The organism is Nocardia sp. NPDC051929, from assembly GCF_044548645.1.
GTDB classification, from domain to species: domain Bacteria; phylum Actinomycetota; class Actinomycetes; order Mycobacteriales; family Mycobacteriaceae; genus Nocardia; species Nocardia sichangensis.
Genome location: NZ_JBIUCG010000001.1, coordinates 443,712 through 456,978 on the forward strand (window position 1 = coordinate 443,712; position 13,267 = coordinate 456,978).

General features: G+C 70.2%; 9 protein-coding genes. 4 read left to right on the forward strand and 5 right to left on the reverse strand.

The features are described from left to right. The first annotated feature begins 395 nt into the window (after positions 1-395). A complete protein-coding gene (locus ACIHAX_RS01895; RefSeq protein ID WP_355079169.1) occupies positions 396-1,283 on the forward strand; it encodes a LysR family transcriptional regulator in 888 nt (295 codons plus the stop codon). Here the strand turns inward: ACIHAX_RS01895 and ACIHAX_RS01900 are convergent. After that, positions 1,273-2,766, reverse strand: coding sequence for an amidase family protein (locus tag ACIHAX_RS01900; RefSeq protein WP_364436019.1), 1,494 nt, complete (start codon positions 2,764-2,766; stop codon positions 1,273-1,275). The genes ACIHAX_RS01895 and ACIHAX_RS01900 overlap by 11 nt on opposite strands. 178 nt (positions 2,767-2,944) lie before the next feature. On the opposite strand from ACIHAX_RS01900, the gene ACIHAX_RS01905 reads away from it, so the two are divergent. The 3 genes from ACIHAX_RS01905 to ACIHAX_RS01915 are packed head-to-tail and all read left to right on the forward strand — an operon-like array spanning position 2,945 to position 8,918. Next, entirely contained in the window at positions 2,945-5,494 is a 2,550-nt protein-coding gene (locus tag ACIHAX_RS01905; protein WP_397275280.1) for a serine/threonine-protein kinase, read from the forward strand. Continuing rightward, on the forward strand, positions 5,491-8,205 hold the full coding sequence (locus ACIHAX_RS01910; RefSeq protein ID WP_397275282.1) for a protein kinase: 2,715 nt from the start codon (positions 5,491-5,493) through the stop codon (positions 8,203-8,205). The genes ACIHAX_RS01905 and ACIHAX_RS01910 overlap by 4 nt, the downstream gene beginning before the upstream one ends. Then, positions 8,202-8,918: a cyclase family protein gene (locus tag ACIHAX_RS01915; RefSeq protein WP_355079177.1), complete on the forward strand. Its 717-nt coding sequence runs from the start codon at positions 8,202-8,204 to the stop codon at positions 8,916-8,918. Before ACIHAX_RS01910 ends, ACIHAX_RS01915 begins: the two co-directional genes overlap by 4 nt. Before the next feature lie 4 nt (positions 8,919-8,922). On the opposite strand, the gene hpt is transcribed toward ACIHAX_RS01915, so the two are convergent. Genes hpt through ACIHAX_RS01935 form a run of 4 tightly spaced genes read right to left on the reverse strand, consistent with a single transcriptional unit; the run spans position 8,923 to position 13,228 of the window. Further along, on the reverse strand, positions 8,923-9,477 hold the full coding sequence (hpt, locus tag ACIHAX_RS01920) for a hypoxanthine phosphoribosyltransferase (protein WP_039794624.1): 555 nt from the start codon (positions 9,475-9,477) through the stop codon (positions 8,923-8,925). Position 9,478: 1 nt separating this feature from the next. Next, positions 9,479-10,606 (reverse strand): tRNA lysidine(34) synthetase TilS, encoded by a 1,128-nt coding sequence (gene tilS / locus ACIHAX_RS01925; RefSeq protein WP_364436008.1) that lies wholly within the window; start codon positions 10,604-10,606, stop codon positions 9,479-9,481. A 59-nt stretch (positions 10,607-10,665) separates the two neighbouring features. Next, positions 10,666-11,775, reverse strand: a complete 1,110-nt coding sequence (locus tag ACIHAX_RS01930) for a zinc-dependent metalloprotease (protein WP_397275285.1) — start codon at positions 11,773-11,775, stop codon at positions 10,666-10,668. Between the two features lie 13 nt (positions 11,776-11,788). Then, entirely contained in the window at positions 11,789-13,228 is a 1,440-nt protein-coding gene (locus ACIHAX_RS01935; protein WP_397275341.1) for a D-alanyl-D-alanine carboxypeptidase/D-alanyl-D-alanine-endopeptidase, read from the reverse strand. Between the last annotated feature and the right edge of the window lie 39 nt (positions 13,229-13,267).

The window sequence follows — 13,267 nt, forward strand, 5'->3', positions numbered from 1 at the left end:
ATTCGTCTCGGCCGCGGCGCCCCGCCGTGTTCGGGGGCACATCGGGAGCCCCACACACCGACGGCATTGTGAGGAAAATCACGCGCGCACTCGCTGACATCGCGAAGCCGGTCAGCGGCAAATTCTCAGCCCATACTCGGCGGCCACAAACGCGTCCACAATCCGCCACAAAGACTCCCGGTTCACTCTCGTTCATGCTGGTCAACTGCCCAAATCGAAGAACCTGACGGTAAACGGCCACGGCATGCCGAAAATTCGCTATCCGCCTGGTGCGCAGCACCATCGCAGGCAATATGCTGTCCCTAACAAACCTGCCGACTGTTTCGGCGCCCGTATCCGAACTTTTCGGCCTGATAAGGCTGGAAATTCCGGACCGATTCTGATAGCAAGGGGCTATGGACCCGCATTTGCGCGACCTGCGGTATTTCGTCGCCGTCGCTGAGGAACTGCATTTCACCAACGCCGCCCAGCGGCTGCACATCGCTCAACCCACCCTGTCGCGTCAGATCCGGCAGCTGGAACGTCAGCTCGACGTGGTCCTGTTCGACCGCAACCAGCGCAGTGTCGCGTTGACCGTCGCGGGCAAGGAACTGCTCGAAGGCGCACGCAAGATCCTGGAGTTGTGGGAGGTCACCAACGTCTCGCTGCAGGAGGCGGGCGAGGTGTTGCGCGTCGGCATCCAATCCACACTCGGGCGCGGTCTGCTCAGCGATCTGGAGAGCGCGAGCGGACATCGTCTCGCACTGCACGCGGCTTCCTGGACCGATCCCTCCAGCGGCCTGGCGGGTCGGCAGGCCGATCTCGCTCTGGTCTGGCTGCCGTTGCCGGACCAGAGCCGCTACCGGTGGCAGGTGCTGCGCACCGAACCGCGCTGGGTGCTGCTTCCGGAAAACCACCCGCTGGCGATCTCGGAGACCATCGAATTCGCCGATCTGCTCGACGAACCGTTCGTCGCACTGCCCACCGAAGCCGGTGCGGTGCGCGATTTCTGGCTCGGCAACGACGGGCGCGGCGGCCGTCCGCCGAAGATCGGCGCCGAAGCCGCGACCGCGGAGGACAAGCTGGAAGCCGTGAGCCTCGGCCTCGGCGTGTGCCTGCTCGCCGAGAACAACGTGCCGATGTACCGCTGGCCCGGGCTGACCGCGCGTCCCGTGTCGGGGTTGGCGCCGTGCGAGCTCGCCGTGGCCTGGCGGGCCGACGACAACCGGCCGACAATCCTGGAGTTCGCCGGACGAGCCGTCGATGGCGGGTTCGCGGCGCAGCAGTCGCCGGTCAGCGTCTGAACCGGCCCGGCGGGGTCTCGGGGGCGGTGCGCTGCCACGGACGGCGCGTCTCCAATTGCGCGGCCAGCCGTAGCAGGGTGGATTCGCTACCGGGTGGTCCCGCGAGCTGAGCGGCCACCGGCGTACCCGACCAGGAGTGCATGCCCATGGGAACGGAGGCCGCGGGCCAGCCGACCAGATTCCACAGCGGAGTGAAGGGTGCGAACCGCGCGCCGGCGAGCAGAGTGGCCGGACGATTGCGGAAGTGCCAGGCCCGCGCCGTCGGCGGCGGGGCGGCGAGCGTGGGAGTGATCACCACGTCGTAACGCTCGAAGAACTCCAGTAGTCGCGCCTCCACCCGGTCGATCTGGGCGGGACGCGCGAGCCTCAACCGATGCACCGTCCGGCCCAGAGCCACGCGGTGCCGGGCTCTCCGCGGTAGTCGGCCGGGTTGGAGTAGCGCGGGGGCCTCGCGGGCGCCGAGGGCCAGCCAGCGTAGCGAGGCCGCGAGCAGGGCGTTTCCGTACGGTAGCGCGGTCGGTTCCACCGAGTGGCCTGCCGCCGCGGCCACCGAGGCCGCCCTGCGCGCCGCGGCGGTCCAGCGGCGGTCGACGCGCAACAGGCGGGAAGGTGGATCCACCGCCAGCCCGATACGTAGTCGGCCGGGTGGATCCACCTCGGCTAGGTCCGGTCGCGCCGCCAGGACCGACAACGCCAGCGCGGCGTCGTCCACGCTTGTCGCGAGGACACCGTGCTCGACCAGGCTCGACCACGGGCCCGCAGCGGGGACCGTGTACTGCCCGGGCTTGATCCCGAAGATTCCACAGCACGCGGCCGCGACCCGCACCTCCCCCAGGCCGTCGCAGCAGTGCGCCACCGGCACCAGTCCGGCCGCGATCGCGGCTCCGGCCGCGCTACCCGCGTAGCGCGTGGGGTTCCACGGATTGCGGATGACACGCTCGGTGCCCACGCTGGTCACCCACCGACTCGGCTCGGGAGCCGCGACGAGGCCCATGACCACCGCTCCCGCGGCGCGCAGCCTGGCCACCACGGGGTGATCCGCGGCGGCCACCGGCCCCCACGGCATCGGCTCGCCCGCGAGGGGAACACCGTGCTCGACCACGACCGGGACACCGGCCAGGGGCAGCACGTCGAGGTCGTCGCGTTCCATCAGGCCGACCGACTCGGCCGTCGCCTGTTCGGCACGCAGGACGCTGAAGGCATGTCGTTTCCGGTCCGCCGCCGCGATCCGCGTCCCGGCATCCGCGGCCACTTGCCCGGGGTGCAGCAGGCCGTCTCGCACGCACGCCGCGATCGTCGCGGCCGGGCCGCGTTCGAGTGCGGTCTCGGCTTCCGGAGCGCCGTCGGGCCGCGCGTCTGCGACGGCTCCCAGCAGTCGGGCGGGCATCGGCTCGCCGGTCTTCGCGTTCGGAATGGCGGTGTGCGGAGCGGCGTTTCCCGCTGAGATCGAGCCGTCCGCCATGATTGCGGCCTCGTCGGACATGTGCTGGTCATCCCCCGTCGCGTCGTTGTCGAAATCGGGTGATCCACTGTCGAGCCGCAAGTTATCATTTCGAATACGGCACGGGGGATGATGGTGTCGGGTGTGGCGGAAATTTTCGGCACATCGGACAACAACCGGTGCGGATTCCGCGGCGTCCGCCGAGCCACTAGGTCCGAGCATGAGTGCGAACTCTGAGAGAAGGTCCGACCCCGACACGGGTATTTCCACCCGGCCGAGGAGTGGCGACCTGTCGCGTGCCGAATCCGACGCGGTGGCCGCGTTCACAGCGGAGTGGGAATCCACCCGGCGCCCACCGGCGATCGCCGAATATCTACCGGACGCCAGTACCTTGCGACGTGAGGCATTGCTGGAGCTGATCCGCGTCGACCTGCGCCATCGCTGGCTGCTTCGCCGCGGTAAAGGCGCGGGCACCGCGCCGGAACCGGCCGCGCGCATGCGCCTGACCGATTACTGCGCCGAATTCCCCGAACTCGCTTCCGACGATATTCCGGCCGGCTTGGTGTACGAGGAGTTCGTCATCCGCCGCCAGAGCGGCGAGCGGGTCGATCCGCGCGAATGCCTGCGCGAATATCCGCGGCAGGCGGAGCAACTGCGCGAGTTGCTGAACGCCGACGAAATCGACCAGAGCACCCGTCGCGCGACTCCGGAGGATTCCGTCTTGACCGCGGTCGCGCACAGCGACTCCGTTCTCGCCGACACCGTATTGAACCGAACCGCGGGGTCTGCTCGTGATTCCGAGGTGACCAGAACGACCGCCGCCGATCTGACGGGTACGGCCACCGCCGTGCCCACGACGATCGGGACCGGGCCGGGCCGCTCCGACCCGCTCGACCGGATCGAGATCGGTCAGCGGATCGACGACTTCGATCTGCTGACCGGTCTGGGCAGCGGTGCGTTCGCCCGGGTCTTCCTCGCGCGGCAGCGCTCGCTGCAACGGCTGGTCGCGGTGAAGATCTCCAGCGATCACGGCACCGAGCCGCAGACGCTGGCCCAGCTCGACCACGACTACATCGTGCGGGTCTTCGACCAGCGGCTGCTGGACGACGCCGAGGGCGCCGCGCGCCGGCTGCGGCTGCTCTACATGCAGTTCCTGCCCGGAGGCACGCTGCTCGGCGTGCTGCGCTGGGTGCGCGCGACACCACCCGAGGAGCGCAGCGGCAGGCTTCTGCTGGACGCCGTGGACGCGGCGATGGAGGAGAAGGGCGAGATCCGGCCGACCGACTCCAGCGTGCGCGCCGAGATCGCGGCGCTGAGCTGGCCGGAGACGGTGGCGTGGCTGGGCCGCAGGCTGGCCGAGGCGCTGGACTACGCCTCCTCGCACGGCGTGCTGCACCGCGACGTCAAACCGGCCAATGTCCTGCTCACCGCGGAGGGCGTGCCGAAACTCGCCGACTTCAACATCAGCTTCAGCCGCAACGTGGAGGGCACCAGCCCGGTGGCCTACTTCGGCGGATCACTGGCCTACATGTCACCGGAACAACTGGAGGCCTGCCATCCCAGTTTCGGCCGCAGTGCCGCCGACCTGGATACCCGCGCCGACATCTATTCGCTCGGCGTGGTGTTGTGGGAGCTGCTCACCGGTGCGAAGCCGTTCGACGACCGCACGGCGGGGGCGGGTGACCAAGGCGACGACACCACGCTGGAGGCCATGCTGGAGCGGCGCAGCAGCGGCGTGGACGAGACCGCGCTGCAGCGGGTTCCGGCCGACTGTCCCGCCGCGTTGCGGCGCATCCTTTTGACCTGCCTCGCCCCCGAGCGGGCCGACCGGTGGTCCAGCGGCGCGATCCTGGCCAGGCAGCTGGAGATGTGCCTGGACGAACGCGCGCGAGAATTGGTCGACCCCGCGCCGAACAGCTGGCGGCTGCGGCTGCGCCCCTACATCGTTCCGGTGGCGCTGGTGGCGATGGCGCTGCCGAATGTGCTCGCCTCGCTGTACAACATCCAGCACAACCAGCACCTGATCATCAGCCGGATGACCGAGGAGGCCCAGCAGACCTTCCTCATCATCACCGGCGTGGTGAACGCGATCTTCTTCCCGACCGGCATCGCACTCGTGCTGTATATGGCGAGATACGTGCTGACGGTGCCGCGCGGCCTACGCAAAGGACGAAGATACGATCCGGGAACCCTGCGGCGTGCCAGACGCGATGCGTTGCTGATGGGCGATCGGGCCGTGGCCGTGGCCTTCTCGCTGTGGGTGCTGGCCGGACTGATCTTCCCGATCGCGCTACAGGTGTCGACGGGAGATATATCGGCACAGGCCGTGGTGCACTTCTTCTCCTCGTTGGTGGTGTGCGGCGCGATCGCGGTCGCCTATCCCTTCTTCCTGCTGACGTTCTACCTGGTGCGGTGCGTCTATCCCTTGTTCCTCCGGCACGGCGACATCAGCCCCGAGGACGCGGTCTGGCTGCGCGGCCTTGACCGGCGCTGCAACGGCTACCTCGCGGTGGCCGCCTCGGTGCCGCTGCTCGCGGTCACCGGGGTGACCTTCCTGCCCCCGTCCGACATCCCCTCGGTCATCGTCGCGGTTCGGCTGCTGTGTGTGGGCGGCATAATCGCGTTCGTGGGCACCTATCTGCTGTTCCGTGCGCTGGAAGCGGACCTACGGGCGCTGGAGCGGGTGGTCGATCCGGAATCCGCCGAATCGGGGGCCGCCGAGGGCCGACCCGCCCGATCGACCGCGACCGCCGTGGAGACCGACACGTGAGTTTGCCCCGCACCGATGCCGTCGCCCGCTTCTCCGCCGACTGGCAGCGCAGTCTCCATGGTGATCGCTTGCCGCCGCAGATTCGCGACTACGTACCCGACGGCACGCAAGTTCGCCTGGGGGTACTCGTCGATCTGATCCGGGTGGATCTGCGGCGACGCTGGGAGCGCGAAGGGCTCGGCAAACGGATCGCCGACTATCGCGAGGAATTCCCCGATGTGGAGACCAGCTCCGAGTTGGTCGACCTGCTGTGCGAGGAATTTCTGGCGCGTCGCGGACGCGGACCGCTGCCGCTGGAGGACTTCCTCGCCGAATACCCGGACCTCGCCGGCGCGGTCCGCGAGCACCTCGCCGATCTCGCCGCCGACGACGCCCACCCGGACGCCGACTCGAGCGAAGCCCTCGCCGCGCTCGCCGATCTCGCGCCGGGCCTGCGGATCGATGACTTCGACCTGCTCACCGACCTGGGCGCGGGACTGCTCGGCCGGGTCTTCCTGGCTAGGCAGCGTTCCATGCAACGGCTGGTCGCCGTCCGGTTCTCGGCGGGCCGGGCGGGCGCGGCGCACACGATGGCCCAGCTCGACCACGCCCACATCGTGCGGGTCTTCGACCAGCGAGTACTCAGCGCCGACGCCGCACAGGCCCTGACCATCGCGGGTCCTCCCGCGAATGGCCGCCACACCGCGGCGAACGCCGCCATCGCCGCGCCGCGCCTCGACCTCGACGCCGCGGCCGTCCCGTCCAGCCGGACGAGCCGCCCCGGCGACGACGACACCATCGTGGCGCCGACAACCCGAACGACGAGCCACCCCAGCGACGACGAAACGGTCCCCGGCCCGCGCACGCACGGCGCCGAGAGGCGCGCCCCGACCGTCACGGGTGACGCGACAGCCACCGCGCCAGAAGGTATCGATGACGAGACCGTGGTCAGCGCGCCCGATACGACCGCTGCGGTCCGCCCACGCAGTGCTCTGATTCCCGATTCCGGACGATCGGCCGAACCTCGTGACGCCGCCGCGGTTCCGGCTCATCCGGACGCGGTGACCGAGCGATCGAGCGATCCGGACGCGACCATCGCGGTCCCTCCGGACGACATCGCATCCGCGCCCCCGCGACCGCCCCTCGCACCGGAGTCCAGGACGACCGCCCTCCCGCGTCTGGTCTACATGCAATACCTCCCCGGCGGCACGGCGGTCGACCTGCTCGAGCAACGCCGTCGCGGCCCCGTGACCGACGGCGGCGCCCTGCTCCTGCGCGCGGTGGACACCGCCATGGAGGCCAAGGGCGAGATCCGGCCGTCGGATTCGAGCGTGCGCGCCGAGATCGCGCGGCTGAACTGGCCGGAGACCGTGGCGTGGGTGGGCAGGCGGCTGGCCGACGCGCTGGATTACGCCGCACACCATGGCGTGCTGCACCACGACATCAAACCGGCGAACGTGCTGTTCACCGCGGAGGGCATTCCCAAGCTGGCCGATTTCGCCCTCGGTGAGGTACCTGGGCGCACCGCGCCGCACGGTCCCGGCGGGACCGACGCACTGGTCTACCGCTCTCCGGAGCAGCTGAGCCGCTACCTCGACCCCGACGCGCCCGCCCCCGGCGACGCCAGCGACGTCTACTCCCTCGGTGTGCTGCTCTGGGAAATGCTCACGGGCGCAACCCCCTTCGACGATCCGCCACTGGAGCAGAACAGCCCCGGCACCGAGACGTACACGCGGATGCTCGCGGAGCGACGCGGCGGCGTCTCGGCCGCGGCGCTCGCGCGCCTGCCGGAAGACACGCCGGCCACGCTGCGCCGCGTACTGCTGGACTGTCTGCACGAAGACCCGCAGCGGCGCTGGCGCGGCGGCGCCGAACTCGCGGGACAACTCGACCTCTGCCTGGACACCCGCGCGCGCGACCTGGTCGATCCCCCGCCCGGCAGCCTCGCCCACCGCGCCCGCGGGTGGCTGCTTCCGGTCGCGGCGCTGTGCGTCGGCGTGCCGAACGTGCTGGCCAGCTTCTATAACATCCAGCTGAACCAGACCCTGATCATCGACCGGATGTCGACCGCGGACCAGGAGAAGTTCACGGCGGTCGGATTGATCAACAACCTCATCGCGTTCCCGGTCGCCGCGCTGCTGCTGTTGTTCATGACCCGGCGGCCGCTCGCCATCTCCTACCGCCTCGGCCGTGGCGACGGCTACTCCGCGCGCACGCTCGCGAAAGCACGCCGCGACACCTTGCTGATGGGTGACTGGGCGGTGTGGATACCCTTCGGCTTCTGGCTGGTCGCGGGCATCGTCTGGCCGCTCGGGCTGGCCTTCTCCGGAGTCGACCTGCCGCGTGGCACCTTCTTGCACTTCTTCGCCGCGCAGATCGTGTGCGCGGCGATCGCGCTCGCCTATCCGTTCTTTCCGATCATGGTCTACTCGGTGCGCGCGATCTATCCACAGCTGCTGGTGCGCGGCGGTATCGGTCCCGACGACGAACGCCAGCTCCGCGCGCTGGCCAGGCGCGGCAGCTTCTACCTCGGTGTGGCGGCATCGGTTCCGCTGCTCGGCGTGGCGAGCGCGACCTTCGTCGAGGCCGACGACCTGGAGCTGGTGATCGTTCCGGTGCGTGTGCTGAGCGTGGGTGGCATCCTGGCATTCGTGCTGACCTATCGACTGTTCCGGCTCCTCGAAGCGGATCTGCTCGCTCTGGCCAGGGCGATTCCCCAGCGGACGCGATGACCACACCCCGCCCGCTGGGACGGCTGGTGAACCTGTCGCACGTCCACGATCCGGTCACCACACCGCTGTACCCGGAGGATCCGGAATTCCGCACCGACATCGTGGCCACGATCGCGAACGACGGCTACCTCCTGCGCTATATCCAGCAGGGCGAACACACCGGAACCCATTGGGGTGCGCCGATTCATTTCCGTGCGGACGGACTGGCCGCCGACGAACTCGACCTCGACGATCTGCTGCTGCCCGCGGTGAAGATCGATCTCCGGCAGCGCTGCGCGAACGATCGCGACTACGCGATCACGGTCGACGATCTGAAGCGGTGGGAGGCCGAGCACGGCCGGATCCCGGACAGCGCCGCGATCGTCGCCTGGACCGGGTGGGACGCCAAGTGGGGCACGCCGGAGTTCGTCGGCACGGGCGAATCAGCCGGTCGGCAACCCGGTTTCGCGGTGCAGACGGTGGAATGGCTGCTGCGCGGCGGCAGGCTCGGCCGCCGCGGCGCGCTTGGCATCGACACGTTCGGCCCCGACGTGGGCACCGACGAGACGTACGCGGTGTCGAAGCTGCTCTACGGCGAGCACCGGATCAGCTTGGAATGCTTGGCGAACCTGGCGGCACTGCCCGCGACCGGGGCGTGGGTGCTGGTGGGCGGACCGCTCTATCGCGGCGGTTCCGGTTCGCCGGCAACGATTTTCGGCATCCTGCCCGGATGAGGTCTCAGCCGCCGTAGACCTTGGGGTTGAGGGTGCCGATGTAGGGCAGGTCGCGGTAGCGCTCCGCGTAGTCGAGGCCGTAGCCGACGACGAATTCGTTCGGGATGTCGAATCCGACGTGCGCGACCTCCACCGGCGTGCGTAGCGCGTCGGGCTTGCGTAGCAAGGTGACCACCTCGAGCGAAGCCGGGTTACGGGTGGACAGGTTGCGCTTGAGCCACGACAGCGTGAGCCCGGAGTCGATGATGTCCTCGACGATCAGGACGTTGCGGCCCGCGATGTCCTTGTCCAAGTCCTTCATGATGCGCACCACACCCGAGGACGAGGTCGACGACCCGTAGGACGAGACGGCCATGAACTCCATCTGGGTCGGGATCGGCAGGGCCTTGGCCAGGTCGGTCATGAAGAAGATCGCGCCTTTGAGCACGCCCACCAACAGCAGATCGCCCTCCGGAGCGTCGGGTGGATACCGCTTGGCGATGAGTTCGGCCAGCTCCTGGGTCTTGGCGGCGATCTGTTCCGCGGTGATCAGCACCGACGCGATGTCATCCCCGTACACGTCAGCTGGATTCCCTTCCGTGGTGGTGAGCCCGTTCGGCCGGTTCGGTCTGCGTCATCGGTCCGATGCCAGCCTCACCCAGCCGCAGTGTCAGCCTGCCATGTTCGCGCCCCGCGACCAACCTGCTACCCGGCCTGCCGCCGCCGACCGCGACGCCGCCCTGTCCGCGCCAAGCCGTAACCAGTTCGTCGACTGCCTGTAAATGCTTGGTGGTCAGGGCTTTCGCACCGTGCTCGAGCAGCCATGCCCGAATCGCCCGTTTTCGCAGAGCCGCGGGTGCAGTGGCGAGGGTCTCGATCACCAGCGCCCGCCCATCACCGGCGGTGTGCCGCAGCTCGGCGGCGAGCGCGTCGAGAACCGCCCCGTCCTCCCGCAGTTGTTCGGCCGTACGCGCCAGCGCCGGGGCCACCCCGCCGCCGAGGATCTGCTCCAACAGCGGCAACGCCTCGGTGCGTAGCCGGACCCTGGTGAACTCCGGCGCCACGTTGTGCGGGTCGTCGTGCGGCGTCACGCCCAGATCGGCGCACACGCGCCGGGTGGTCTCCCGGCGCACGCCGAGCAACGGCCGCCCCCACGGCTCGGCGTACGCGGACATCCCTTGGATCGAGCGGCCACCGGAGCCGCGTGCGAGCCCGAGCAGCACCGTTTCGGCCTGGTCGTCGAGGGTGTGCCCGAGCAGCACCGGAAGACCGTGGCGCGCGGAGTCCAGCGCGGCATACCGCGCCCGGCGCGCGGCGGCTTCCACACCGCCCTCGGTGCCGACCTGGACCGCGAGCACGCGCGCGGACCGGCAGCCGAGGGCGAGTGCCTGTGCCGCGGCCTCGGCGGCGACGGCGCCGGAACCGGGTTGTAGGCGATGATCCACCACCAAGGCGTCGACCGCGCCCGTCTCGACCACTGCCGCCGCGGTGAGGGCCAGCGAATCCGCGCCGCCGGACAGCGCCACCGCGACCGCCTGCTCCTCGGTCTCACGCGGCCCGAACCCGCTCAGCCAATCCCGGACCGCTCGACGAACGGCCAGCACAGCGGCGGTCTCGGGCAATCGCCGGGCGGCGGACGGCCGCCCGGATCCGGATGTCCCGCTCTCCGGCCCGAAGCGCCCGGGTGTCGTTCCTGGCGCACGCCCCATGGGCGCAGCCTACCGGCCGACCGCGCACGGCGAGTCGCCGCCGAGCCGGGAACCCTCGTTCAGTCCAGTACTCGTTCGATCCAGCGCTGCGGCTGCTCGATCTCGTCGGTGCGCGGCAGCGTGTCGGCTTCGGTCCACACCGTGTTGAACCGCGTCATCCCGACGGTGGCGACCACCTCATCGACGAATTTCTTGCCACGCACGTACTGGGCGACCTTCGCGTCCACGCCGAGCAGCGCGCGCAGGAGTCGCTGCACCGGGTTGGTCGGACGCCTGCGGCGCTGGTCGAACGCGGTGCGGATCTGCTCGACCGACGGGACGACCGCGGGACCGACCGCGTCCATGACGTGATCGGCGTGCCCCTCCAACAGGGTGCCGAGCATGAGCAGGCGGTCCAGCGCCGCACGCTGCGGCGGCGCCTGGGTGGCACGCAGCAGCCCGACCACACCGCGCGCGGCCGGATCGTCGGGGGCGGTTCCGCGACGGCGATCGCGCACCTCTTCGACCAGCCGGGACAGCATGTCGCTCACCGGCTCGTCACCGGCCTCGCCGAGTACCTCGACGTTCGCGCGCATGTATTCGCCGAGCCAGGGCGCGGAGGAGAACTGCACCCGGTGGGTCACCTCGTGCAGGCACACCCACAGCCGGAAATCGCTCGCCGACACCCCGAGCGCCCGCTCCACCGCGACGATGTTCGGCGCGACCAGCAACAGAGTGCCGTCCGGCCCCGTGAACGGGTCGTATTGACCGAGGATCGCGGTGGAGAGGAAGGCGAGCATGGCGCCCGCCTGCACCCCGGCGGGTTTACCCGCGAGGAGCTTGCGGTCGGCCTGCGCCTCATCGGCCCCGGTGAGCTGGGCCATCGAGTCGGCGGCGGCCGTGATCCACCCCGGACGGTCGACGATTCTGGCCGCCGGGACCGGCCGGTCGTCCAGCAACCCGCTGACCTCGCGCACCGGCGCCTCGGCCCGCACGGAGGCATCGGCGAGCTCGGCGACCACCTGCTCGGCCGAATAGCGCGACGTGCGCGGACCCGCGGGCACCAGAACGGAGCCGGTCCGCGCGGCCAAACGCCAATCGACCACGCCGGACAAGCCCGAGCGCGGTTTTCGCCGCTCGACCGTGCCGGCGAAGCCGAAATCGGCTGTCTCGGAACCTTGCTGGGTCATGATCAACCACCCGTCACGAGCATCCACAGTTTCGCAGCGTGCCTGCGATCGCGTCCAACGCGGGCCTGCTCACCTCCGGTGGTCGATCGTTCGACATCAGTGCGAAGGTCAGCACCCGCCCATCGGCGTCCAGCACATATCCGACCAACGCGCTGGAGACCGACAGAGTTCCGGTCTTGGCTCGCACCCAGCCCGCCGCCTGACGATCCCGGGTGACGTAGCGGCTGGTCAGCGAGCCCGTGGCACCGGCGACCGGCAGGTTGTCGAGCATCGGCGTCAAGGTCGCCGCGACCCGGCCGTTCTCGGGCTGGGCCTTGGTGCCTGCCGGTCGCACCGCCGTGGCGCCGGTGGGCTGGGCCGCGGTCGCCACGACCCGGTCGAGCAATCGCGCGGGAATCCGGTCGTCCACCGAAAGCCCGCTGCTGTCGTGCATATCCAGGCCGGACAGATCGAAACCGGCCTTGCTCAGCGCCGTGCGCACCGCGGTGACCCCGCCGGTGAACGAGGCCTCGCCGCCGGTGGCGGTCGCGATCTCCCGTCCGATCGCCTCGGCGAGCACGTTGTCGGAGTAGACCATCATGTCGCGCAGCCGGTCGCGCAGCGGCGCCGAACGCACCGAGGCGACCTCGGCCGCGCCCGCGGGTGCGGCGCCCGCCCGGACCCGCGCCGGGTCGAGCCCCAGTTCGGTGGCCAGCCGCCGTCCCGCGTCCAGAGCGGGCGTCGCGGTGCGCGGCGAGTACTCGACTAGCGGTTGCAACCGGCCGCCGTCGATCATCACTGGCTCGATCGGGGCGATGGACCCCTCGGGGATGTCGACCGGGTCCCAGCCCTGCGCCATGGTCGGGCCGGTGTAGGCGGAGAGGTCGACGACGATCGTGTCCACCGCGCGGCCCGCGGACTTGATCTGGGTGACCAGGTCGGACAGACGCGGTCCGTTCGGGTAGTACCCCTTGCCGTCCGGCTGCGCGGTGAGCGTCGGATCGCCGCCGCCGACCAGCACCAGTTCGTTCGGCGCCGCACCGGCGACCACCTTCGTGGTCACCCGTTGCTCGGCGGGCAGCGTGAGCAGAGCGGCCGCGGTGGTGAGGATCTTGGCGGTGGACGACGGGATCATCGGCCGGTTCGCGTCGCCGCTCCACAGCACCGTCCCGCTGTCGGCGTCGGTCACCTGGCCCGCGAACGCGCCGAGGTCCGGATTGGCGATCACCGGGGCCAGCGCGGCGGCGATCCCGGCGGAACTCGGCGCGGAACCGGTGGGCCGGGCCGGGACGACCTGCCCGGACGGCTCGGTCGGCGCGGGCGGGGCGGCGATGGTCAGACCACCGTGCCGGAACTCCTCGGTCCACGGCCGCACCGCGAGCAATGCCACCGCGGCGGCCACGGCCAGCACGACCAGCACGGTCGAGATCAACAGCCATCTGTTGCGGCGCCGCCGGGCGGCCAGCCCACCGATGTTCTCGTTGCCACCAAACACGTCGCCGCCGCTCTCCTG